This window comes from Chitinophaga sp., assembly GCF_039596155.1.
Classification (GTDB): domain Bacteria; phylum Bacteroidota; class Bacteroidia; order Chitinophagales; family Chitinophagaceae; genus Chitinophaga.
On sequence record NZ_JBCNKF010000009.1, the window covers coordinates 1 to 25991 of the forward strand.

Consider the following 25991-nt stretch of genomic DNA (forward strand, 5'->3'; position numbering starts at 1 on the left):
TTGATTTGGCGGAGGCGACGGGATTGTTGGCGAGGAGGTTTAGGAATGGGTTGTATAAGTAGTAGTTGTAGCAGGCGGCAAGGGGCGTTTTATTGGAAATCATTGAGTGAAAGTATTTGAAAAATTATAAGTCTTTTTGGAAGGTTTTTAACTGATAATTGAAGAAGCATATTAACCAATTTAACCCTATAACTTTAGATTATTCGGTTTGTTATCCAGTGTTTAGTTTGTAAAGGTGCAGGTATGTATCGTTTGCAATGAACGACTTTGATGGAACCTCCCGAACAGGTATTTATTATGATAGTACTGTTATTCAATGCCACCACCCATTATAAAAGCAGCCATGATGAGAAATAATTACTTACGCGGGAAGTTTTATATTTTAATCCTGCTGTTTGCGTATGCTACAGCTGCCGGAGAACCTAAAAAAAGTCAATATCACCATTGAGGATGCACAAACTCACTTTGATACAGTATTTAATTATGGTATCCTCTGGGCGCTTTGCAGTATTGGAATTTTTCTGACGATCATCAGAGGCATTATAAAAAAGAAGCCATTCATTTCTTTTCTCAATAAGGAGATTCCTTATCATCAATATATGGGGGCAAAATTGTATGTACTTACTGCATGTATTTCATTAACTGCCGGTTTCCCAACACATGAAGAAACATTTAATGGTGCCGGGGCTGCTATTATAGCCATACTGTTATTCGGTACCACTGTTGTAAAAGATTATGTGCTGGACAAAAAGCAAAAGAGAAATCTCAATAGGTAAATGTCTCGTTAAAAAATACAAGAATCTGGTGTCAATAACACAATCTTTCCACCCGTCTTTTCTCATCTATTTACATGTCACAACATTTATCTATGTATTTCCCCTATATATCGATAAATAAACATTCATTATCATCAAAATACATTTTCCCTTACCATCAATCAAGTAATACTTTTGCTAAATACAATAATCTTCCTATCTTACGGCCGTATTGTTATGTAAATGTTAAAATTCGGAAATCATACGCGGTAAATTAACTATTGAACTGATACATTTTTTAACCTAACAGTGAAGATCCATGAACGTAATGAAAAAGAAAAGGGGACACGTGCTCCATTGATTTGACCTTCAATCAGGCTTAAATCTATAGACAGGATATTCGATTTTTTTGACTGTAAAAGTTCCACCCATGAGCAAGATTAACAACAAACTATCACCTTAATTTCCTTTAAATAAATAGGGAGAATGTTGGCGCATTCCCCCCTGTTTAAATCGAAATAAACCCAGTCTTGGCGGGCTGGATTCATCATCTCAATACATAAAATTATGAATTCTACAGTTATGGCTGTTCACAGAATGTGGACGGCTGGATGGTTGTTTGTAGCACTTTTCCTAACTCTCTCATTTCCAGCAACTATATTTGCTGCTACCTATGCTGATATCGTTATTAAAGGAAAGGTCATCGACGAAACTGGCGAACCTATGCAGGCCGTTTCCGTTGCCATAAAAGGAACAGCAAAAGGAACCACCACCCAACAGGACGGTTCATTTACTATTACCGCAGCAGACAATGCTGTACTCGTTTTCTCCTTTATCGGTTATGCCAATCAGGAAGTTCCTGTAAATGGACAGGCTACCCTGAATATCACGTTAAAAAAGAATGCCAGCCAACTCGACCAGGTAGTCGTAGTAGGTTATGGTACCCAGCGTAAAAGCCAGGTTGTTGGTTCTGTCGGTACTGTAAAAGGTAGTGAAATCACTAAACAACCTGTACTGACTGCTGCTCAGGGTTTACAGGCTAAAACCAGTGGTGTACAGGTATCCGCACAAGGTACTCCCGGTGCACAACCTCAGCTGCGTATCCGTGGTGTCAGCTCTATCACAGGTGATGCGAACCCTATCTATGTTGTTGATGGTATGATCACCTCTGACATCACCAATATCAACAGTGCAGATATCGAATCTATCTCTGTTCTGAAAGATGCATCCGCTCAAGCCATCTACGGTTCCCGCGCTGGTAATGGTGTGGTACTGGTCACTACCAAGAAAGGTAAAATGGGTAAAATGAAAATCGGTTTTGATGTTTACTCCGGTTTCAGATCTCCTACTTCCAAGGTTAAAATGGCTGATGGCAAAGCTTATGCCCAGTATACAAACGAAGCTAACATCCGTGGTGGTGGAAGTGCTATCTTCGATGTAGATACTATCAATCATAATACTGACTGGTTCGACGAGATCACCCGTAAAGGGATCGTTCAGAACTATAACGTAAATATCAGTGGCGGTACTGAAAAAACTACCTACTTCTTCAGTGCCGGTTACTTTAAAGATAACGGTATCGTTAAAGGAAACGATTTCCAACGTGGCGTTGTTAGAATTAATAACGAATACAGGCTGGCTCCATGGTTGAAACTGGGTCATAACCTGAACGTAAGCGTATCTAAGACCAACAATAAAAATAACGAGTTTACCAATGCTTATCGCATGGCGCCATCTACTCCTGTTAAATTCGCTAATGGTGCCTATGGTTTTGAACAAAACCTGAGCGTAGCAAACCCGGTTGCTGACCTGGAATATAATACAGACTATCTGAATACTTTAAGGTTACAGGGCAATGCATACCTCGACTTCTCCCCAATCAAAGGGCTGAACCTGCATAGCAGCTTTAACTTTGACAAACGTAACAACAACGCAACTGTTTATACACCCGCTTACTTCGTGTGGAGTGGCCAGAAGAATGACTCTTCCATGCTGAAGATGGGACGTGGTAATAGCTTCTACTACATCGTAGACAATAACCTGACCTACAATCATACCTTCAATGACAAGCATGAATTGTCTGTAACGGTAGGTTACTCTGCTGAACATAACAAAGGCGACTCCCTGAATGCCTCTGTAAAAGGTGTACCTAACAGACGTAACCTCTGGTACCTCGATCAGGGCGACCTGACTAACGTTACCATCTTTAACTATGGTCAGCTCGTTCAGAGAGCCTCTGCATATGGCCGTCTGACTTATACCTACGATCGTAAGTATAACCTGAGCGGTAGTGCCAGAAGAGATGGCTCCAGCAACTTCCCTGTAGGTAACAAATGGGGTACCTTCTACTCTGCAGGTCTCTCCTGGATCGTAACAGAAGAAGGCTTCATGAAAGACCAGAACATCTTCAATGATCTGAAAGTAAGAGTAGGTTATGGCCGCGTAGGTAATGATAACCTGAATAACCTGGGTGTACTGAGAGGTATCAGTATCCAGGAGTATTACTATAACTTTGGTGGCAATGCTTACTCTCCTGCACAGGCCATCACTTACGACCAGATCAAAGATGCAAATGCTACCTGGGAACCAACCACAGGTGTGGATGCAGGCCTGGAATTTACCGTACTGGATAGAAAGCTGAGCGGTAGTGTGAACTACTACAACAAGAAGACAGAGGCTTATGTAAATGTAACTGTACCCAGCACCTATGGTGATGCTGATCAGACGGTGTATTCAAGAGCGGCCGATGTAAGAAACAAAGGTGTGGAAGTCACCCTGAATTGGAATCAGAAAGTGAATAAAGACTTCTCTTATTTCGTAGGTGGTAACATCACTTTCAATAAAAACAATGTTGATAAAGTAAGAGGTAATCTGCAGTTGAAGAGTGGTAGCCTTGGCAATGGCCAGATTGTAACTTACACTGTAGCTAATAAAGAAATAGGTAGCTTCTGGGTATATGAAACAGATGGTATCTATCAAACGCAGAGTGAAATCGACAACTCTCCACATATCACCGGTGCTACTGTAGGCGACTTCAGATACAAAGACAATAACGGAGATGGCGCGATCGATGATAATGACAGAATTTTTGTAGGTTCTTATCAGCCTAAAGTATATTATGGTATTAACGCTGGATTCAATTTCAAACAGTGGGATTTCTCTATTGATTGCTATGGAAACGCTGGTAACAAAGTATTCAATGGTAAGAAAGCAGTACGCCTGGGTAATGACAACGTAGAAGCGAAAGTAGCCAGCGACCGTTGGACTTCTACTAACACAAGTACCGGTACCCCAAGAGCTTCCAACAGTATCCCAACTCCATCTACTTACTTCGTGGAATCAGGTTCATTCTTCCGTATCAATAACATCACTGTTGGTTACAATGTGCCTTTGCAGAGCTGGGGCGGCATCAGCAACCTGCGCGTGTTTGCTACCGCACAGAACCCTGTCATCTTCAAGAAGTATAGCGGTTATACACCTGAATTGCCTGGTACTGCTGTTGATGCTGGTATAGAGCTCAATATCTATCCCATCACATCTACCTACATGGCAGGTTTTAATCTTACTTTCTAATTGTTTAAATGTGTGATCCATGAAAAAGTTTAGTTTATTCATCATAACGGTAGGTGCTGTTCTTATCTCAATGAGCGCCTGCAAGAAAGACTGGTTAAACCCTGATCCGGAAGACCAGTTGACTGAATCAGATTCTATTTATAACGATAATACAAACGCTACCAAATTTGTAAATGCCTGTTATACTAACCTGCTCACCTGGCAACAAACCAGCTTTGCATGGGTGGGGGTTAGCAGCATCACCTCTGACGACGCTGACAAGGGTAGCTCTCCAGGTGATAACGGGTCTGACAAAGACCAGATGGATGCCATCACTTATACCCCTACCTCAGGTAGTGTAAGCGATGCCTGGAAAGGGAACTATCAGGGAGTATCCAACTGTAACCAGGCGCTGGAAAACATTCCATTGTTCAAAACACTGGATGATGCCACTGCTACACAGCTGAAAGCTGAAGCTCGTTTCCTGAGAGCATTTTACTACTTCAACCTGGTAAGATTGTTTGGTAATGTGCCTCTGGTAGATGAGGTAGTAAAGGCCGGTGACGCAGCTTCTGAGGCGAAGGCAAATACACAGGTAAGTGCTGATAAGATCTATGCTTTCATCGAAGAAGATCTGAATTACGCTATCGGTATTCTGCCTACTGTAGATAATCAATCTGCAAAAGATATAGGACGTGCGAACAAAGGTGCTGCTACTGCACTGCTGGCTAAAGTAAGTCTGTATGAAAAGAAATATCAGCAGGCTTATGATCTTACCAATCAAATCATAACCGGTGCTGTAGGTTCTTATGCATTGGTAAGTGACTATAGCAAAATCTGGCGTGAAGTAGGAGAAAATAGCTCCGAGTCACTGTTCGAAATCCAGGGTAAATCTGGTAGCCCTAAAGCAGGTGTGCAGCAGTATTCTGTGATTCAGGCCATCCGTGGTGGTACTTTCGGTGGTGTAACCACTGCTTATACCGGTTGGGGTTTTAATACTCCAAGCGAAGACCTGGATAATTCATATGAAGCAGGTGACCTGCGTAGAAAAGCAACTATCATTCACATAGGCGATACATTGTTCGATGGCGTTATTTTGAAGAGCGCAGTCAACGATCGTTATAACTACAAAGCGTATGTGAGCCAGACACAGGAAACATACAGTGGCGACGCAGACCTGACCAACAAAAACGTACGCATCCTGCGTATGGGTGAAATATACCTGATCAATGCAGAAGCTGCCAATGAATTGGGCAATACCTCAACAGCTATCACAGACGTGAATAAGATCCGTACCCGTGCTGGTTTGGGCAGTACAACTGCCGCTTCACAGAGCGATCTGCGTACTGCTATCTGGAACGAAAGAAGATGGGAACTGGCCATGGAACATGACCGTTTCTTTGATCTGATCAGACAGGGCCGTGCAGGTACCGTACTCCGTGCACTGGGTAAAAATTTTGTAGATGGTAAGAATGAAATATTCCCAATTCCTCAGGGTGAAATCAGCGCAAGCGGTGGAACTCTGAAACAGAATCCTGGATACTAATGAAGCGTTTATTAGTGGTCACCTATAGCTTGCTCCTGCTCTGGACTGCTGGCGGTTGTAAAAAAGAGCAAAAAGTTACGGAGTCCCCTCAGGACTCCGTAACTACTTCTATACCAGACCTCACCATCCTAAATGATGTGCAAAAGGCCACCTTTGGTTATTTCTGGGACGGAGCCCATGCCAGCTCCGGAATGGCTTTAGAGCGCAGCAGTAATGGTGAGATTGTCACTACCGGTGGTACAGGCTTCGGTATCGCAGGCATCGTTGCAGCTACTTCCAGAGGATGGATCTCCCGCACTGATGCAGTGAACCGGTTACGTACCATCTGTTACTTTTTGCAGGATGCCAACCGCTTCCACGGTGCATGGCCACATTGGCTCAACGGCACTACCGGAAAAGTGGTTCCATTTAGTACTTATGATAACGGAGGTGACCTGGTAGAAACTGCATTCTTAGTAAATGGACTTCTTATTGCCCGCGCTTACTTCACCGGTACCGATACCGCGGAGACCAATCTCAGGAACAAGATCACTACCCTCTATGAAGGTGTGGAATGGGACTGGTATGCCAGCAAAGGTGATAACAAACTTTACTGGCACTGGAGCCCTGATTACAACTGGACTGTAAATCTGCCCATCTCCGGCTGGAACGAAGCGCTCATCACCTATGTGCTGGCGGTTGCTTCTCCCACTCATCCGATTGATGTAAGCGTGTATAAAAACACCTGGATTACTTCCGGCTTCGGAGTACAAAATAATTATCAGGGTTACACCGTCTCCATTTCAAGTAATAACTACATCGGGCCATTGTTTTTCTCTCATTACTCCTTTATTGGTTTAGATCCCCGTCAACTGGAAGATAACTATACCAATTACTGGCAGCAGGTGGTAAAGCATGTATTAATCAACCGATCTTATTGCTTATATGGAGCACCTTCGAATTATGGCTATAATGCTTCTTTATGGGGACTGACAGCCAGCGATGGTCCAGATGGCTATAACGCTTTTCAGCCCACCAGCGACAATGGAACGATTGCACCTACAGCGGCTTTATCGTCTATTGCCTATACTCCTTACTATTCACTACAGGTAATGCGTTATCTCTACGAAAACAAGAAAACCCTGTATGGGAAATATGGTTTTTACGATGCGCTGAATGTAAGCAGGAACTGGATGGACAATGACTACCTGGCTATCGATCAGGGACCCATCGTAGCCATGATTGAAAACTACCGCAGCGGTCTGTTATGGAACTTGTTTATGAATATTGCGGCAATAAAAACTGCATTGACGCAATTAGGATTTCATACACCTGTGCATAGTACAGGGTTTTACCTGTCTGTACCTGAGGTAGAAAACAAAGTGGTAGATTTGGTGAAGCATCCGGATGCAGATACTTATCAGCTGGATGTTTATATAAACACCACCGGTACCTTTACCCTCGAGAAAGCAGATGGTACGGTAGTAAGCACAACTTCGCTGAATGCGGGTAGTACAAAAGTAACATTCAATACTTCGGCCGGGAAATATACAGCACGATTAAAAGGTAGTTCAGATAATATAACACAGGTAGTTCAACTTCACTAACATGAGAACATTACTATTTGCAGGGTTGCTGGCCATGATGGCAAATACAGGTTGTCATCAGGCAAACAAATCCGCTTCAAAAGACACATTGGTAGATACAACATTGACTACCGATTCTATTTTCAACTTGGTAGAGAAGCAAACTTTCGGGTACTTCTGGGATGGAGCCGAGCCACATAGCGGCCTGGCCAGGGAACGTTATCATGTAGACGGTAACTATCCGGAGCATGATCAGAATGTAGTGACCACAGGTGGTTCCGGTTTTGGCATTATGTCGATACTGGTAGGCATTGAAAGAGGGTATATCACCCGCCAGCAGGGCTTTGAGCGTTTATCACACATCGCTGATTTCCTGGAAAAGGCAGATCGTTTTCATGGTGCATGGCCTCATTGGATGTATGGTGAAACCGGTAAGGTGAAACCTTTCGGACAGAAAGATAACGGCGGCGACCTCGTAGAAACTGCTTTTCTGATGCAGGGCTTGCTGTGTGTAAGACAGTATTTTGCCAATGGCAATGAGCAGGAAAAAGCACTGGCAGCCAAAATTAACAAGCTATGGGAAGAGGTAGAGTGGAGCTGGTACCGAAACGGTAAAAACGTGTTGTACTGGCACTGGTCTCCTACGTATGAATGGCAGATGAATTTTGCTGTGACAGGGTACAATGAGTGCCTGATCATGTATGTGCTGGCTGCATCTTCACCTACCCACGGTATCCCTGCAGAAGTATATCATGAGGGATGGGCCGGAAGTGGAAAGATCAGGGATAGTGTAACTGCATACGGTCATACCCTGAAGCTACATCATAATTATGCACGTGATTTAGGTGGGCCGCTGTTCTGGGCTCATTATTCTTACCTGGGGCTGGATCCGCATGGCCTGAAAGATAAATATGCTGATTACTGGGAGCATAATGTGAATCAGGTGCTGATCGACAGGGCCTGGTGTATCGAGAATCCCAAACATTTTAAGGGGTATGGTGCTGACAGCTGGGGACTGACTGCCAGCTATTCTGTGACTGGATATGCAGCGCATGCACCAGGCAAAGAAACAGATTTAGGCGTGATATCTCCCACCGCAGCGCTGTCTTCTATGCCTTATACACCCGAGTATTCAAAACAGGCGATGGTACATTGGTATAAGAACTATGAAGGAAAGCTGTTTGGAAAGTATGGTTTTTATGACGCGTTCAGTGAAACGGATAACTGGTACCCACAAAAGTATCTAGCTATTGATCAGGGGCCGGAAGTCGTGATGATGGAAAATTATAGAAGTGCGTTGTTGTGGAAATTGTTTATGAGTTGCCCGGAAGTACAGGGCGGCTTGAAAAAATTAGGTTTCGAGAGTCCATACATAAAGTAAAAGGGATGATGTAAGCTTCTCTCTGGTTGCATCAATTGTACGCTGCCATGTTCAGTTTTTTTGCCGGAAGCAAAACCTGAACATGGCATTTTTTATGACACCGTTTCCGCACATCACACAGATTACGATTAGTAAATAAAAAGTATTATACTTATAGCCTATCGTTAATGTAAGCAATTCAAATTAAATTATGACTACAGTACAGTTATTAAGGTCGCTCTCATCGAGGAGCGCGCTTACCCTATTCTTTATCTTCATGATGGCTCGCTCCTATGCCAGTAATGGCAGGATTAAAATCATTCCTGAGCCGGTAAAGGTGACGGAACAAAGCGGAGAATTTACACTTGATAATACGACTGTTTTATCTCTCTCGGATAACAAATTAAGGGAAACGGCAGACTGGTTCACTACTAAACTGAAGGCCAGTACAGGATATGATCTCAAACGCGGTAATACTGGTAAAAAACGCATCAGCCTCGAGCTGAATCTAAAGGCAGATGCGGTGATCGGTGATGAGGGATATATGCTGAAAGTAACTCCGGCCGAAGTCGTATTGAAAGCTAACACGACGGCTGGTATCTTCTACGGTTTGCAGACTATTTTACAGTTGTTACCTCCTGATATTGAAAGCCAGTCGGTAAAAAGCATGGTCTGGACCATGCCCTGTGCGGATATTCTGGACTATCCCCGTTTCGGATGGAGAGGCCTGATGCTGGATGTTTCCCGTCACTTCTTTACCAAAGAAGAAGTAAAACAGTTTATGGACGAGATGATCCGCTATAAATACAATACCCTCCATCTGCACCTGGCAGATGATGAAGGATGGCGTATTGAGATTAAAAGTCTGCCGGAATTGACGAAAACAGGTGCCTGGAGAGTACCACGTACGGGTCGCTGGGGTAAGTTGCCCGCAGACCTGGCAAATGAGAAAGCAACAGACGGTGGTTTTTATACCCAGGAAGACATCCGGGAATTGCTGAAATATGCAGCTGTGAGGGGGATCACCATCTTACCTGAAATTGATGTTCCCGCCCACAGCCTGGCGATGATTGCCTCTTATCCTAACCTATCCTGTACACAACTGCCATACCGGGTAAATGCAGGCCGTGAATTCTATACCCGCGAAGATAATGTGCTTTGTGTAGGCAATGACAGCATATTTATAGTACTCGACAAAGTGTTCACTGAGCTGGCAGCATTATTCCCGTCCAAATATATCCACGTAGGTGGAGACGAAGCATATAAAGGTTTCTGGAAAACCTGCCCTAAGTGTAAAGCCCGGATGGAACATGAACACCTGAAAGATGTAGATGAATTGCAGAGCTATTTTGTGAAGAGAATGGAGGCCATGCTCAAGGCAAAAGGGAAGAAGATGATCGGATGGGATGAGATCCTGGAAGGTGGTCTGGCACCTGAGGCAACCGTAATGAGCTGGAGAGGCATGGCCGGTGGTATCACCGCCGCCAAAATGAACCATCATGTCGTGATGACCCCATGGGATTTTGTATACCTGGATCTATACCAGGGTGAGCAGACAGCAGAACCGCCTACCTATGGTATGTGCCGCCTGTCTGATTCTTACAACTACGATCCGGTACCTGATAGCGTAGATGAGAAATATATCCTGGGTGGACAAGGCAATCTCTGGACAGAGTCAGTACCCGTGTTCCGTCATGTAGAGTATATGACATGGCCGAGGTCTATCGCCCTTGCAGAAGTCTATTGGAGCCCGAAAGCCAGGAGAAACTGGGATGACTTCATTTCAAGACTGGAAGATAATTTTAAGCGACTGGATGCAGCAGATATCAAGTATGCCCGCAGTGTATATAATGTGATCTTTAAGCCGGTTAGAATTAATCGCTACGATTACGAAATAAACCTGGCAACAGAGATCAAAGGCCTGGACCTGTACTACAGTTTTGATAATACCAATCCTGATGCACATTATCCAAAATATACAGGCCAGCCCCTCAGGTGGCCCATTGGCGCTAATATCCTGAAAGTGATCACCTATCGCGACGGCAAGCCCATAGGAGTACAGGTCGATATCACAAAAGAAGATCTGGCCAAAAGGCTGGATGAGAAACGGCATGTATATTAATTGGTGAAATAACCTAAATATGTTAATGAATCAGGGTGATGCCGCAGGTGTCACCCTGAGTTTTTGTATAATATTCCATCCCCCTACCAATTATTCCATCCCCGGAAATGTCAATTATTCCATGCAATAGTACTATTGTACATTTTCTATGATGTGTTCTCCTCCTAATTTAGCCTTACTGATACAATAGCACATTTTCTGACTGTAACAAAGCGCCCGGGGATAAAAATTCCAGACTATCAAAATTTCAATATCGACCAAAATGTAGCATTCCACAAAAATGCCCTGAAATATCGTTTGTTATGAAAATACTCTTCCGAAGATCCCTGGTCTTTGGTACAGGATTCCTTTTGCTTGCCATTACAGCCTGTAGGAAAAAGGAATTCGATGCCTACTATGGACGTCCCGATTGGTTAGCACAACCAATATACCAGCAACTTGAAGCCCGCAGGAACTTCTCCCATCTCCTGGCCACCATCGACAAAGCAGGATATAAAGATATCCTGGGCAAGGCCGGTTACTGGACCTTTTTTGCACCCAATGATTCCGCTTTTGAAAACTATTTTAAAGCCAACGGTCTCAGTGGCGATGATGCGATCGACACAGCCCATGCCAGAAAGATCGTAGCATACGAGCTGGTATATAATGCCTACAGAAAGGAACAACTGGTAAACTATCAGACCAGCTCCGGTCCCGATACCAACCAGGCTTTTAAGCGCAAAACGGCTTATTACGACTGGGTATATGCAGAAAATGGCCGCCTGCTCATTGCCGCCAACAGGAATGGTACCTACGCTACTAATGATAACAATAACAAGAATATCCCATACTTCATTGATGGCTTCCTGGCTCAGAACGGACTCAGTGCAGCTGATTATACATATTTTTATCCCGGTACTACTTTTAGCGGGTTCAATGTTGCAGATGCAAAAGTATTGGAGGCAGATATTCCTGCAGAAAATGGTATTATCCACACCATCGATAAAGTCGTGACCCCCCTGGATAATCTGGAAAGATACCTCGCTTCCCACCCCAACTACAGCGAATTCCGCAGTCTGCTCGAAAAACTGGTGACCTATCAATCCAACGCAGATATTACCCAACGAAACAGGGTGCTGACAGGTAACGCTGATTCTGTTTTTGTAAAAGTGTATAGTGCCGCTTTAGCTTTTTCGCCCAACAATGAGAATTATATACTCTCTGGTACAGATGCTCAAAAATCTGGCTGGACGATTTGTGTACCTACAAATGATGTACTGATCCCCTACGAAAAAAAGATCCTGGAATACTACAAGACTTTCGAAGCGGCGCCACCTTCAGTGCTCACGAGCCTCCTGAATGCACATATGTGGCAGACAGCCGTATGGCCGAATAAAATGAGCCATACGACGAATAGTCAGCAGGAAGTACCCACCTTCACCCAGGCGAATATTGTAGATAAAAAGGTACTCAGCAATGGATTCTTCTATGGTATAAATTCAGTGCAGGATGCCAATGTATTCAGAACCATCTATGCAAAGGCATTCCTCAATCCGAACTATTCACTCATGACCCGCGCGCTGGATGCAGATCTGAAATATTCCATTATCAACCCAAGTATAAGCTATACCATGTTCATGATGCCGGACAATCTGCTGCTCGCTGCAGGCTATGATTGGAGTTCCGAAAGAAATGACTGGTCTTATCTCGCTCCCGGCAGTAGTATTCAGTACGGCTCCGGTGCCATGGACAGGGTATACCGCCTGCTGCAGACCTCTATTCTCACTACCAATAAAGGTGAACTGGATGATCTCTCCGGCGAAGGGATCGTTGAAGCCTGGAACGGAGAATATATCAGGTATAAAAACAATACCATATGGGCCAGTGGAAATGCAGATGCAGGAACTGTACTGCATGTTAATAATGTAGAACAGGCTGCAAATGGTCACGTATATTATACTGATGGCCTGCTCTCTTTCACTGAAAATACGATCGGATATCATCTGGAAAAACTGGCCAACAACGATCCTGCAGGCTTCAGTAGTTTTTACCAGTACCTCAGGAACTCCACCTTGTGGACAGCAGCGACGAAAGATATTGCCGGCACCGTGCCTGGTACTTTCTACACCATATTCGTACCGGTGAACAGCGCCATTACACAGGCTGTCATAGATGGTGTATTGCCCGGCGATAAAACTACCGGCTCGCCGAATTTTACCCCCACTGCAGATGCTGATAAAGACAAGGTGGTGCAGTTCATCAATTTTCACATCCTGAACCGCAACACGGTAGTACCCGATGGAAAGAAAGAAGGCGCCTTTGAAACATTGATGAAAACCAGTGACGGCGACCTCTCTTTTATTTTTATCAACAATGCCAGGCCGAACGCCATGGAGCTCAGAGATGCAAATAACGGTGTTGCCTACCTGGATTATACCCGCAGCAATAACCTCTCTGCCCGCACAGTCATACATGCCATTACCCACTACCTCAGAGGAAAATAAAACTGTTATGAACAAACTGCTGTTTATCTCCTGCCTTTGCTACAGCACGATACTGTTTGCCCGCCAGGAACAGTTACCACAAAAGAAAACCGTACGTGGCAGGGTAACAGATGCCACTACACATATGCCTGTGATCGGCGCCTCTGTTGCGGAGCTCGACAAGGACAAACGTACCGTAACAGGCGTAGCAACCGATATAGACGGCAATTTTGCTATTCGTGTCGCAGATCTGCAACACCAGCTCTCCGTATCTTTTATTAGCTATAAGACTGTTGTACAGGGCATTAATGGCCGCAATACTATTAATATACAACTGCAGTCCAATACCCGGGATCTGAACGAGTTCAATGTAGTGGCCCGGCAAACAGTCAACAATGGTACAGGAATGAATATTGAAGCCCGTAATTCTACCCTGGCGACTGCAACCATTCAGGCAAAGGAACTGGAAGAACTCTCCGCCGCCTCTATAGATCAGGCATTACAGGGCAGATTGCCCGGTGTGGACATCGGTACTACCTCCGGTGATCCCGGTGCCGGTATGTCTATTCGCATTCGCGGCACCACTTCTATCAACGGTTCTGCCAATCCGCTTATCGTATTGGATGGTATGCCCTATGATACAGAAGTACCTTCCGATTTTAATTTTGGTAGTGCAGATGAACAGGGGTATGCCCAATTGCTCAACATTGCCCCATCTGATATCAAAGAGATCACTGTACTAAAAGATGCTGCTGCGACGGCTGTCTGGGGCTCCCGTGCGGCAAACGGTGTATTGATCATCACCACTAAAAGAGGAATGATAGGTAAGCCGGCAATCACCTATAACTTTAAAGGTACCTTTGGGAAGCAACCCCGCAATATTCCACTGCTGAATGGCGATCAGTACGCTACACTTATACCTGAAGAAATTGCGAATACCAACGGGCTGCCCCTGAATATCAATGTAAATAAAGAATTCCTGTATGACCCATCCGATCCATACTGGTATTATAATTATAGCAATAATACGGACTGGGTCAAGGCAATTACGCGCATCGGCTATTCACAAGACCACAATGTATCTATGACCGGCGGCGGCGAAAAAGCCCGTTACTATGCGTCTATTGGTTACTTCGATCAGAAAGGCACCACAAAGGGTACTGCACTCACCAGGATCACCTCAAAAATTAACCTGGATTACATGGTGTCTAACCGCATTCGTTTCCGTTCTGATATCACTTATACCCATGTGGATAACCACCTGAATTATATCCCTGACAAAGATTACCAGGTGCGCGGTATCGCCTATACCCGGATGCCCAATATGGCCATTCATGAATATGATGAATACGGCAATGTGACCCCCAATTACCTCTCACCCGCATCTAATATACAGGGATACTACTATACGACTTACAATCCTGTAGCCATGGTGATGGAAAGCCTGTACAGGCAACAGGGAGAGCGTATCACACCGAAGTTCAATATTCAGTACGACATCTTACCATCTGTACTCACCTCCACGTTCGATGTACAATTTGATATCAACAATACAAAAGCACAAACCTTCCTGCCACAGGTCTCTACCGGTCGCCCTGTGACGGAAACTGTGGTAAACAGAGCAGGAGATAGTGATGGAGATATCTTCGATGTTTATACCAAAACAAACCTGGTCTATACCCCAAAGACAAATACACAGAAGCACCAGCTACAGGCATTATTATCATTACAAACGGAAGACAGAAGTTATGTAACACACAATGTGCTTACCTCCAATACCGCTTCTTCCAGCTTTCACGATCCCTCAAATCCCGGCCGCACAGCTAATGCTGACCTTATACTGGAATCTACTGCAGGCAGAACAAGGAGCGTGGGGTTACTCCTGCAGGGCCAATATGGCTTACTGGATAGATACATCATTAACGCAGGTGTAAGAGGCGATGGAAACTCCCGTTTCGGTCCCGATTACCGATATGGTCTATTCCCTTCTTTATCCGTTCGCTGGCGTACATCAGGTGAGCAATTCATGCGGAAATATAAGTTCATAGACGATCTCAGTTTCCGGGCCTCCTACGGACAAAGTGGTGCCGCTCCTCCTGACAAAGCAGTATGGAATTACTTCAATACTTATCAACCTTATTCCTATACCTATTTAGGCATGTCCGGTGTATATCCTTCCAACATGGAGCTGACCAGCCTGAAATGGCAAACAGTGGTAGGTACAAATCTCGGTTTTAACCTGTGGGTGTTGAAGAACAGGATCCGGATAGATGTGGAAGCTTACCGCAACCGCACAAAAGATATGTTCTACGAAAAACTACAGATCCCTACCTACTCCGGTTTTTCAAATGTTGCAATGAATATAGGTACCATGGATAACCAGGGCTGGGAAGTGCTGTTAAATACGATTCCTTACCGTAGTAAGAACCTCACCATCGGTTTCGACCTGAACATTGCCCGTAATGTAAATATCGTACGGTCAATATCTGAATTCTTTCCAAGAGAAAATAATGTAGCCATCAATCAGAATGGGGTGTACAAAACTTATCTGCAGATAGGCAATCCATTCGGCTCCTATTATGGCTTTCACTACAAAGGGGTATACAAAGACAAAGATGCTACCATTGTAAGAGACGCCAATGGTAAGAAGATAGATGGCGCTAATGGGCAGACACTATACATGCGTTTCAATTACCCCGGTACTGATTACATATTCCAGCCCGGAGATGCCATGTATGAAGATATCAATCACGACGGTAATATCGACAACAAAGATATCGTATACCTCGGCAACGGAATTCCTAAAGTAACCGGTGGTTTCGGCCCCAATTTCACTTTCAAAGGTAACCTGAAACTCACTACTTACTTTGTATATAGAGTCGGCTACCAGCTGGTGAACAGGGCCGATATGATTACCAGCAACATGTATGGTTATGACAACCAGAGTACAGTCGTGCTGAGGCGCTGGCGCAATCCCGGCGATGAGACCAATGTGCCAAGGGCGCTTTACAGGTCAGGTTACAACTGGTTAGGATCTGACAGGTATGTGCAGGATGCCTCTTTCATCAGGTTACAATCCCTGACGGTTCGCTACAACTTCACCAGGCGGGTATTGGATAAACTGAATATACGCAATGCCAGTTGCTACATCACTGTAGAAAACCTGGCTACATGGACAAAATACAAAGGGCAGAACCCGGATGTAGCCATGAAAGGGAATAACGATCCTTTTGCTTACCCGGTAGATAACGCACTGACACCACCTGCCAGGAATTTCCTGATGGGTATCAGTGCAAGCTTTTAAAAATACGATCATGAAAAAATACATACTGATAATCACCTTGCTGCTCACCTCATCCTGCAGCAAATGGCTGGATATAAAGCCACAGGACGGTATTATCCGTGATAACTACTGGCAAAACAAGGAACAACTAAAAGCTGCCGTGGTAGGTTGTTATTCCTCGCTGCTGAATAACTGGCTGGTATCAGAACTCTTTGTATGGGGAGAACTGCGTGCTGATATGGTATCGGGTACACTCAATACTGGCATAGACGAAGTGAACATCATGCAGGCAAATATACTGGCTACTAATCAGTATACCAGCTGGAGCAGTGTGTACAGTACTATCAATTACTGCAACACCGTCATTGATTATGCTGCCAGGGTGATGGAAACCGACAAGACACTTACACAGCAGGCGCTGGATGGATACCTTGCGGAAGCACATGGTCTGAGAGCACTCATGTACTTCTACCTGTTGCGCACATTTGGCGAGGTGCCGTTACAACTGAAAGCAACCGATAGCGATAATAGTCTCGACCAGCTGGATAAGAGCAGCCAGGACCAGGTATATGCACAGATCCTTCAGGACCTGTCATTTGCCGAATCACACGCACTGGAAACATATGGCTCTTCTGCACAGGATAAGGGTCGTCTTACCAGGTATGGTATTTATACACTGGAAGCAGATGTATACCTGTGGAATGAAAAATATGATAAATGCATTGAAGCATGTGACAAGGTAATCAACTCCGCCCGCTATGGATTGATGGATGGTAGCGTACAATCGCAGTGGTTTACCAATGTTTTTTATTTAGGCAACTCTGCGGAGAGCATCTTCGAATTCCAGTTCGATCAGCAGCAGTTGAACCCTTTTTATGCCATGCTGATAGTCGCTAACAACCGTTTTATTGGTTCCCCGAGGGTCATGGATGAGATCTACGGAATAGACCTTACAGATGCTACCAGGAAAGACATTCGTGGAGATGGCGGTAGTATCAGGGCGACTGACCAGATGATCTGGAAATTTGCCGGTGCTACCAGTGGTACCAATCCTACAGCCAGGGGGGCAGCAGATTCCTGGGCACACTGGTTTGTATACCGCTATTCCGATATTCTGCTGCTGAAGGCAGAAGCCCTGGCATGGATAAACAGAGGGCCGGAAGCACTGGACCTGGTAAATATTATCCGTACCAGGGCAGGTGCTATAGACGGTACCTCAGAGGCACCTGATCCCGGTAGTGCCATAGACGTATCCAACTATATATTGAATGAAAGAGCCCGTGAATTTGCCTTTGAAGGTAAGCGCTGGTATGATATCCTGCGCCATGCAAAACGTAATAACTACGCACACCTGGAAATCATTCTCGACATGGTCGCCATGACAGCACCCGGCAATATGCAACAGTCAATTATCAACAAATACAGGGATGTACGCAGCCATTATTTACCCATCAACCAGTACGAGCTACAAGCTGACAAGAAACTGGTACAAAACCCGTATTATCAATGAAACCAATTTATATTATTCTCCTTGTTCTGGTTTGTGCAGGGTGTAAGAAAGCCCCCATTATTTCACAAACATCAGATGAGGTTACGATTATAGGATACCTGGAGAAAGATCCCGACCATTTCTCTGACTTTATTAAAATCCTCCGGATCACTGGTGATGAAGGTTTCCTGGGCGTGTACGGGTCTTATACCATCTTTGTACCCGACAATGCAGCGGTTGCCTCCTTTGTAAAAAATACTGGTCATGCCACGCTGGAATCTATAGATGTACAACAGCTGAAAGATGTGGTGAAGTTCTGCATTCTGCAGGACACCATTAACACAACCGCTTTCTCTGATGGTAAATTATCGCGACTCACCATGTATGGACAGTACCTCATCACTGGTGCCAACAACGTAGGGGGAGAAACCAGGATCACTGTAAACAGACAGGCAAATATCTTACAAGCCAATATCCGCGTGAGCAATGGTATCATTCACGTAGTGGATAATGTGCTGACACCTGCTACACAAACACTGGCTGGTTTACTGGCCGGCAATCCCAAATACAGCATTTTCACACAGGCACTCAGGGAAACAGGCCTGTTTGATACCCTGAATATCCCGGCCTCCGCCAATACAGATAGTACCAGATCATGGTTGACCGTTCTGGCTGAATCGGACTCCGCTATCAATGCCGCAGGTTTCAGCAGCTATGCTGCATTGAAGGCCCGTTATTCACATTCAGGTAACCCCAAACAAACAGACGACAGCCTGCACTTATACGTCAACTACCATATCCTGTACGGTGTAAAATATCTTGCTGATATCGTTATGTCCACATCACATACTACATTGGCTCCATTGGAAGTAGTTACGGCGAAACTGTCCGGACAGAAAGTATTGATCAATGACGACGACTTTAACGGAGTGCATGAAACAGGGGTAGAACTGGAAAGAAGCTCTTCTGACAATTCTGCAACGAATGGAGTACTACATCATTCGCTCGGGCATTTTGCAGTCAAGATCAGGAACCCGGTACCTGTATATTGGGATGTAGCTGACTTTCCTGAAATACGAAATCTGCCTGCTTACTTCCGCAAACAGAACTATGGATTTACACTCACCAATATGCCATCCGGGTTTTCTGTGCCAGGTCCTTCCGCTATGACATATACCGTCGGCAGTACTTATGTAAACGGTGATTACCTGATGATACCATTAGGTGGTCCCGGGCGCAGTGCATATATAGATTTGAAAACCCCATTGCTGGTGAAAGGGAAATACAAGGTGTGGATCTGCTATCGTGTACAAAAGCAATCCAATTCTTCCAACAACCTGAACCAGATCTCTATAGACGGCGAAGTCATGCAACGCACCATGAATTTCACGACTGCCATGCCGGCAACGACTGAGGGTGAAATGGAAGCCCAGGGCTGGAAATGGTATACTGATCCTGTCTCTAACAATTGGGGCGCCCGGCTGGTGGGAACCATAGAAATTAAAACGACTGAGCGTCATACCCTGCGGTTTACCACCCTGCAGGGCACACAAAACAATAATAACCTCGACATGATCCACTTTATCCCTCAGGATATGGATCAGCTCTATCCACGTTTCAAATCAGACGGTACGCAGGTGCCAAGGCCATGACTTTCAAATTCTGAATGATGATAAGATATTTAATCATTATAGGCTTATTACTGGGTATATCCTGCCGCAAGGAGAAATGGAATGACCGGAATAAGCCGGCAACTTCGCAGAACCTGTTGCAAACGATCCAGGCCAACAAAGACCTGAGCCGGTTTTATGACTACCTGCTTAAAACAGGTTATGATAAGGTACTGGCTTCCTCTAAAACATTTACAGTATGGGCACCTGTAAATAGTGCATGGACTACCGTAGACCCGGCCTTATTAAATGATACGGCACAATTGCGCCTGCTGATCGGCAACCATATCAGCAATCTGTCTTACACAGGTGGGACCGGCGAGCAACGCATTGCCACCCTGAATGGTAAGAAGATCACATTTGCAGCGGGTACAGTGGAAGGCATCAATGTAAGCGGAGCCGATGAGTATACGGCTAATGGCGTATTACAGGTGATTGATGCTGCTATCATTCCAAAACAGAACGCCTGGGAATACCTGATCAGTACAAGCTATCAGCAAAAGAAGTTTTTGCAGTCACTGGCATACGTTGGGATAGATACCGCCACTGCAGAACAAATCGGTGTTAATCCTACTACCGGTGCACCTATTTATAAACCCGGTACCGGAGAAGTGCAGCTGAATCATTTTCTCGAAAGGGTGAATATCAACAGTGAAGATTCTTTGATCACCTACGTGATCTTAACAGATGATGCCTATACCGCCGAGCAGCAAAATTTAACCAGGTACTTTACAGACAGCACCGCAGCATTGACAGATACAGCCACCCAATGGAATGTGATCAAAGACCTTGCATTCAATGGGGTATACGACAAGGACCAGCTGCCCGCGACACTTTATAGCATCCACGACAGTGTGCAGTTTCACATCAGCAGTAGTGATATTATCAGTACTAAAAGAGTAAGTAACGGCATCGTTTATATCGTTAATCATATCAGTTATGAGCTGTCTTCCAGGATCAAACCAGTCCTTATAGAAGGAGAGTACTATAGCGGCGTAAAAGATGCAACAAAGACCATTGCCGTACGCACCCGTGTCAATCCTAATACCGGGGCTACATTCAGGGATGTATATATGTATAATTATGGCGTCGCCTCTTACTGGTTGCGTTATAGCGCGCGGTTACACTCAGTCACGTACAAAGTGTACTGGGTAGCTGTCAATGATGTACAAACCGGTACATTCCCTTTGCGGGTAACTTTCAATGATCCTGCTGTCATCACCATTCCGTATACAACTGTTCCACTTGCCAGTTACAATGAACAATACGTTGGCGATTATACCAATGTGCGCTATGGCACGCATAATGTCTACCTCGTGGGCAATTCGGTCACGACCAATGGAAACAATACGATTCTACTGGATTATATCAAACTGGTACCTATTCTGAACTGATCATCTCAATCTATTATGAAGGCATTTTTTTACATAGCGCTGGCGGTTTTATTGCCTCTTCATGTAAAAGCGCAGGATACAGTGGTCGTAACAGGGCAGATCAAAGAAGCAGCCACCGGCACAGCATTATCCGGTATCAATATTAGTGTGCCGGCATTCGCTGCTGCCATCACCAATGAGAAGGGTGAATTTCGGATCAAAGCACCGGATTACCATACTGCTTTGACTGTATCTGGTCCAGGGTATCAGACCAGGATTATCACGCTGAATGGCAGACACATGGTCACCGTCCGGCTACATGAAGAAACTTTCAATTCAATTTACAATCGCCGGCAGAACACAGATCCAATCACAACCTTAAATATGAATGACAGCTGGCAACAAATCACCAGTTCTCCCGAAAACTATTTACAGGGGAAGGTGCCGGGTCTGCAGGTCGTGCGGCGTTCCGGTACACCTGGTATGGGTGCTGACCTGTTCATGCGGGGTTATACCTCCCTCTATGCTACCAACCGGCCACTGGTGATAGTAGATGGTATGATCTACGATACCAATGAATATGGTGGCTCACTGATCAGTGGTTATGTGAGTAACCCACTGTCTGATATCGATATCAGGGACATAGATAACATCACGGTTATGAGAGACGGTACCAGTACTTATGGTACAAAAGGTGCCAACGGCGTCATTCTCATCACCACATCACACGCAAAAGAAATAGCCACCCGTATTGATTTTGGCATCATGGGTGGGGTCAATACACCTCCTGCTAAGATGCCCGTGATGGAAGCCGGCGACTACCGGTTGTATCTCTCCGACCTGTTGCAGAGTAGTGGTAAAACCCCCGCATCTATCGCAGCGTTGCCATACATGAACGACAATCCTAACGCTGATTACTATCGCTATCACAACAATACAGATTGGCAGCGGGAAGTGAGCAACCAGAGCTTTAATCAGCAATATTTCCTGAAGGTGGCCGGTGGAGATGATATTGCTACATATGGTTTGTCATTAGGGTATCTTAAGCAAAGCGGCACTATCCGCCGTACTGATCTGGGGAGGTACCAAACCCGTTTTAATGCTGATCTGACCCTGTCGGCAAAATTAAAGGCAGCCATCAACCTCGCCTTTACCAGCAATACCCGGAAAGATAAAGATCAGGGTGTATCACCCAAAACAAATCCACTCTACCTATCGCTTATCAAAGCGCCATTCCTGGCTCGTCAGGAGGTGAATGACGCAGGAATTGCATCTCCCAGTCTGGCTGGCTATGATTTGTTTGGTGTCTCAAATCCTGTAGCAGTCATCAACAAGATGCAGGATGTGAATAAGAGCTATCGTTTCTTTGGGAGCATCCGATTCAGTTACCTGGTATCGAAAAACATAAGCATCAATACGCTTACAGGTGTCACCTTCGATAAAGTAAGAGAGAATTTTTTCATTCCTGAAAGTGGTATAAAGCCAGATACATTGTCCAATGCCATTGCCTATAATCGCTCAGGGAGCAACGTGGAGAGGTATTATAGCTTGTATAACGACACACGTATTACTTACGATAAGCAATTCAACCGGGAGCATCACTTCATCGCCAGCCTCGGGTTACGCTATAGCAGCAATAACAGTGAATCTGACTACGGCCTGGGTTACAACTCCGCAACAGACGAATTTGTAAGCGTAGGCATGGGACAGAACCTGCTTAGAAAAGTAAGTGGCACCATTGGCAAATGGAACTGGCTGAATACGTATTTCAGTACCGATTATTCTTTCAGAGATAAATACTTCCTAAGTTTCAACCTGGCAGTAGATGGTTCTTCACGGTATACCTATACCCGCAACCAATACGCGGTAATGCCCGGCCTGTCAGCTGCCTGGCTCCTGATTTCAGACAGGAATCATATCGACGCACTCAAGCTCAGGGCTGGCGTAAGCAGAACAGGCAATGATGATATTGGTAACTATACTTCCCGGCAATATTATATCTCTCAAAATCTCTTAGGCTTACAGGGATTGGTGCGCGCAAATATTGCGAATCCTTATCTGAAATGGGAGACCGTTACAAAATATAATGCAGGGCTGGCAGGAGCTTTCTATAATGAGAGACTGAGCTTCAGTGTCGACATATTCCGGCACCGTACTACAGACATGTTAACAATAGAACCCGTCGCCGCTGCCACTGGTTTTGACCATGTAATTACCAATAACAGCGCTATGGAGACGCATGGTGTGGAGCTGTCGCTTTTGGGGCGTGTAGCAGACCGGATACTGAAATGGGACCTGGGCTTAAACCTATCAACTTACAGGAATAAGATCACCAGCATCCCAGGCAATCAATTGCTCACAACCTATGGAGATGCTACTATACTCACAGCTGTAGGGCATGCTGCTAATTTATTCTATGGTTACAAAACCAATGGTATATACACCACCCATGAAGAGGCTGACAAAGCAGGCATGGGCGCAAAAGGTGGTGATGTTCGTTTTGTAGATACCAACGGAGATCACAAAATCGATGAGCATGACCGGCAGATCATTGGAGATCCTAACCCCGATTTCACGGGTGCCTTTACAAACCACTTAGCCTGGAAGCGCTGGACACTGGATGCAGTTTTTACTTTCAGCTATGGCAATGATATTTACAATTATACCCGCGCCAGCCTGGAATCTATGAGCAATTATAACAACCAGACATTGGCCGTACGCAACCGGTGGAGACAGGATGGACAGCAGACTGATATACCCCGTGCTGCATGGGGTGATCCTAATGGTAATGCACGCTTCTCTGATCGCTGGATCGAAAAAGGAGATTATATCCGCCTGCAACAACTCAGCCTCTGCTACGAACTGACTTTTAAACATGGTGCCATGAAATACGTACGCATTTCCGCTACTGCTAATAATCTCTTTACACTGACTAACTATCTTGGCTTTGATCCCGAATTCAGTAATGGCAATAGTGTATTTACCCGCGGCATTGACGATGGTTTATTCCCCCAATATAGAACGGTACAATTAGGTATCAGAATGGGATTATAAAAATACAAAGAACATGAAACGATTACTATATACAGGACTCCTTTGCTGTAGCATATTATGCGGGTGCAGAAAGCTTTTTGACATCAAACCCCAGGAAGCACTGGATCATTCACAGGTGTATGAAAATGTGAATGATGCAGATGCTGCTGTGATAGGCATTTATGGGAAAGTAATGGGTCTTGCAGGCCGGTATATGATACTCAATGAACTGAGAGCTGACCTGGTAGATGTCACTACGTCTGCAACAGATAAGTATCTGCAGGAACTGAATATCCACGATGTCAGTGCCGGTAATACCTATGCTGATCCCCGTCCGTTCTACGAAGTGATCATGAATTGCAACGATGCCCTGAAGAACTTTGATGCCATGCTCCTGCATAAACGGATCAGCAATGACGATTATATACTGCGCTACTCCGCAGTTGGTGCCGTACGTTCCTGGTTATATCTGCAATTGGGAATTCACTATGGCGAAATACCTTACATCACTGATCCACTGGAAACCATAGATGCAATTAAGGATATAGCGAAGTTTCCCCGCGTTACCTTCGACGAATTGCTGACTAAGCTGGTTACGTTTACAGAGGCACTTCCATATAAATATCCCTTCCCGGCTGGTACCTCACTACTCCTTACAACAGATGGTTATTCCACGGAGAAGTTCTTTATCAATATTAAATGCCTGTTGGGAGAATTGTATCTCTGGAAGGGCGATTATACTCAGGCCGCTACTAACTACCGCGTTATGATGAACTACGCGGATGTATTATATCCGGCTATGAACAGTGAGCAATGGTACGAAGTCTACAGAGTGGGGTACACGGCTAACTTATCCGGTGCCCTATGGAGTAACATCTTTAGTCAGCCCTACGGGGAACGCTATTCCAACTATGAAATTATCTGGAACCTGCCATTTGATAAAAACTTCGCTCCAGTTAATCCGTTTATCGCGCTTTGCGATAATGTGACCGGCAGTTACCAGGTACGTCCTTCAGATCTGGCTATTGCCAACTGGAATAAACAATCCAGGAGCGATAACACACCCGTAGACCAGCGTGGCCCCAATATTTCTTACAAATATGCAGGAACACAACCAGTCATCAAAAAATTTACATACAACTATAATCCTTTGCTACCTTTCGAAACCAACAGTAAATGGATACTGTTTAGGGCCGCTGCCCTGCATCTGCACTATGCAGAAGCTGCTAACCGCGATAACCGTGATAAGATCGCTTATGCATTGATGAATACAGGGATCAAAAATACTTATGACCCTGTATATATGGCCACGGGCGTATCAGGAGGAGAGGGACGCAATGTGACAGATATAGAGCAGACAAAAGATGTCCCACCATATGACTTTGATGCCCGCGACGGTAATTACCCACAGTTCCGTAATGTCTGGTATCGTAATATAGGCGTACGGGGTAGGGTGGGATTGAAGTCCGTAAAGGTAGACTCCTCCGGTGTATTTGATATGAGCGACCCCTTGCTTACAGATAAACCAGTCATCAACAGGCCTGCCCTTATAAATAGAATGGAAGACTTGCTGGTAGATGAAGAAGGGCTGGAACTGGCTTTTGAAGGCTATCGCTGGCCGGACCTGTTACGGGTAGCATTGCGCAGGCAGTCCACCGACCCCTCCTGGCTGGCTGACAGGATCGCTGCTAAATTTATAGCAGCCAATGACGGCAGGGCAGAAGCCGTAAGATCGAGATTGATGAACAAAGCAAACTGGTACTTGCCGTTTAAATGGTAGA

At 45.0% G+C, this 25991-nt stretch carries 13 protein-coding genes; all 13 read left to right on the forward strand.

Annotated elements, in window-relative coordinates; translation table 11 throughout:
- Positions 1–401 precede the first annotated feature (401 nt).
- The 13 genes from ABDW33_RS10815 (at position 402) to ABDW33_RS10875 (ending at position 25990) form a co-directional block, all read left to right on the forward strand.
- Positions 402–776, forward strand: a complete 375-nt coding sequence (locus ABDW33_RS10815; protein ID WP_343690077.1) for a hypothetical protein — start codon at positions 402–404, stop codon at positions 774–776.
- Positions 777–1322: 546 nt separating this feature from the next.
- Positions 1323–4328 carry a TonB-dependent receptor gene (locus ABDW33_RS10820; RefSeq protein WP_343690078.1) on the forward strand — a complete coding sequence of 1002 codons (3006 nt, stop codon included), beginning with the start codon at positions 1323–1325 and terminating at the stop codon, positions 4326–4328.
- 19 nt (positions 4329–4347) lie between these two features.
- Positions 4348–5853, forward strand: a complete 1506-nt coding sequence (locus ABDW33_RS10825; RefSeq protein WP_343690079.1) for a RagB/SusD family nutrient uptake outer membrane protein — start codon at positions 4348–4350, stop codon at positions 5851–5853.
- Positions 5853–7439 (forward strand): glucoamylase family protein, encoded by a 1587-nt coding sequence (locus tag ABDW33_RS10830; protein WP_343690080.1) that lies wholly within the window; start codon positions 5853–5855, stop codon positions 7437–7439. Before ABDW33_RS10825 ends, ABDW33_RS10830 begins: the two co-directional genes overlap by 1 nt.
- A 1-nt stretch (position 7440) precedes the next feature.
- Positions 7441–8799, forward strand: a complete 1359-nt coding sequence (locus ABDW33_RS10835) for a glucoamylase family protein (protein WP_343690081.1) — start codon at positions 7441–7443, stop codon at positions 8797–8799.
- Between the two features lie 190 nt (positions 8800–8989).
- Positions 8990–10900 carry a family 20 glycosylhydrolase gene (locus ABDW33_RS10840; protein ID WP_343690082.1) on the forward strand — a complete coding sequence of 637 codons (1911 nt, stop codon included), beginning with the start codon at positions 8990–8992 and terminating at the stop codon, positions 10898–10900.
- Between the two features lie 302 nt (positions 10901–11202).
- Positions 11203–13383, forward strand: coding sequence for a fasciclin domain-containing protein (locus ABDW33_RS10845; protein ID WP_343690083.1), 2181 nt, complete (start codon positions 11203–11205; stop codon positions 13381–13383).
- Between the two features lie 7 nt (positions 13384–13390).
- Positions 13391–16666, forward strand: coding sequence for a SusC/RagA family TonB-linked outer membrane protein (locus ABDW33_RS10850; RefSeq protein ID WP_343690084.1), 3276 nt, complete (start codon positions 13391–13393; stop codon positions 16664–16666).
- Between the two features lie 10 nt (positions 16667–16676).
- The gene (locus ABDW33_RS10855; RefSeq protein ID WP_343690085.1) at positions 16677–18155 is read left to right on the forward strand and encodes a RagB/SusD family nutrient uptake outer membrane protein; all 1479 of its coding nucleotides are present in this window, start codon (positions 16677–16679) and stop codon (positions 18153–18155) included.
- Positions 18152–19786 carry a fasciclin domain-containing protein gene (locus ABDW33_RS10860; RefSeq protein ID WP_343690086.1) on the forward strand — a complete coding sequence of 545 codons (1635 nt, stop codon included), beginning with the start codon at positions 18152–18154 and terminating at the stop codon, positions 19784–19786. The genes ABDW33_RS10855 and ABDW33_RS10860 overlap by 4 nt, the downstream gene beginning before the upstream one ends.
- Positions 19787–19803: 17 nt before the next feature.
- On the forward strand, positions 19804–21198 hold the full coding sequence (locus ABDW33_RS10865) for a fasciclin domain-containing protein (RefSeq protein ID WP_343690087.1): 1395 nt from the start codon (positions 19804–19806) through the stop codon (positions 21196–21198).
- A gap of 15 nt (positions 21199–21213) precedes the next feature.
- Entirely contained in the window at positions 21214–24231 is a 3018-nt protein-coding gene (locus ABDW33_RS10870; protein WP_343690088.1) for a SusC/RagA family TonB-linked outer membrane protein, read from the forward strand.
- 13 nt (positions 24232–24244) lie between these two features.
- A complete protein-coding gene (locus tag ABDW33_RS10875; protein WP_343690089.1) occupies positions 24245–25990 on the forward strand; it encodes a RagB/SusD family nutrient uptake outer membrane protein in 1746 nt (581 codons plus the stop codon).
- Position 25991: the final 1 nt, after the last annotated feature.

Coding starts and splice junctions, on each gene's coding strand:
- ABDW33_RS10840 (WP_343690082.1), top strand. CDS start 8,990: ATGACTACAGTACAGTTATTAAGGTCGCTCTCATCGAGGAGCGCGCTT.
- ABDW33_RS10835 (WP_343690081.1), top strand. CDS start 7,441: ATGAGAACATTACTATTTGCAGGGTTGCTGGCCATGATGGCAAATACA.
- ABDW33_RS10845 (WP_343690083.1), top strand. CDS start 11,203: ATGAAAATACTCTTCCGAAGATCCCTGGTCTTTGGTACAGGATTCCTT.
- ABDW33_RS10860 (WP_343690086.1), top strand. CDS start 18,152: ATGAAACCAATTTATATTATTCTCCTTGTTCTGGTTTGTGCAGGGTGT.
- ABDW33_RS10875 (WP_343690089.1), top strand. CDS start 24,245: ATGAAACGATTACTATATACAGGACTCCTTTGCTGTAGCATATTATGC.
- ABDW33_RS10870 (WP_343690088.1), top strand. CDS start 21,214: ATGAAGGCATTTTTTTACATAGCGCTGGCGGTTTTATTGCCTCTTCAT.
- ABDW33_RS10825 (WP_343690079.1), top strand. CDS start 4,348: ATGAAAAAGTTTAGTTTATTCATCATAACGGTAGGTGCTGTTCTTATC.
- ABDW33_RS10855 (WP_343690085.1), top strand. CDS start 16,677: ATGAAAAAATACATACTGATAATCACCTTGCTGCTCACCTCATCCTGC.
- ABDW33_RS10820 (WP_343690078.1), top strand. CDS start 1,323: ATGAATTCTACAGTTATGGCTGTTCACAGAATGTGGACGGCTGGATGG.
- ABDW33_RS10830 (WP_343690080.1), top strand. CDS start 5,853: ATGAAGCGTTTATTAGTGGTCACCTATAGCTTGCTCCTGCTCTGGACT.
- ABDW33_RS10865 (WP_343690087.1), top strand. CDS start 19,804: ATGATAAGATATTTAATCATTATAGGCTTATTACTGGGTATATCCTGC.
- ABDW33_RS10850 (WP_343690084.1), top strand. CDS start 13,391: ATGAACAAACTGCTGTTTATCTCCTGCCTTTGCTACAGCACGATACTG.
- ABDW33_RS10815 (WP_343690077.1), top strand. CDS start 402: ATGCTACAGCTGCCGGAGAACCTAAAAAAAGTCAATATCACCATTGAG.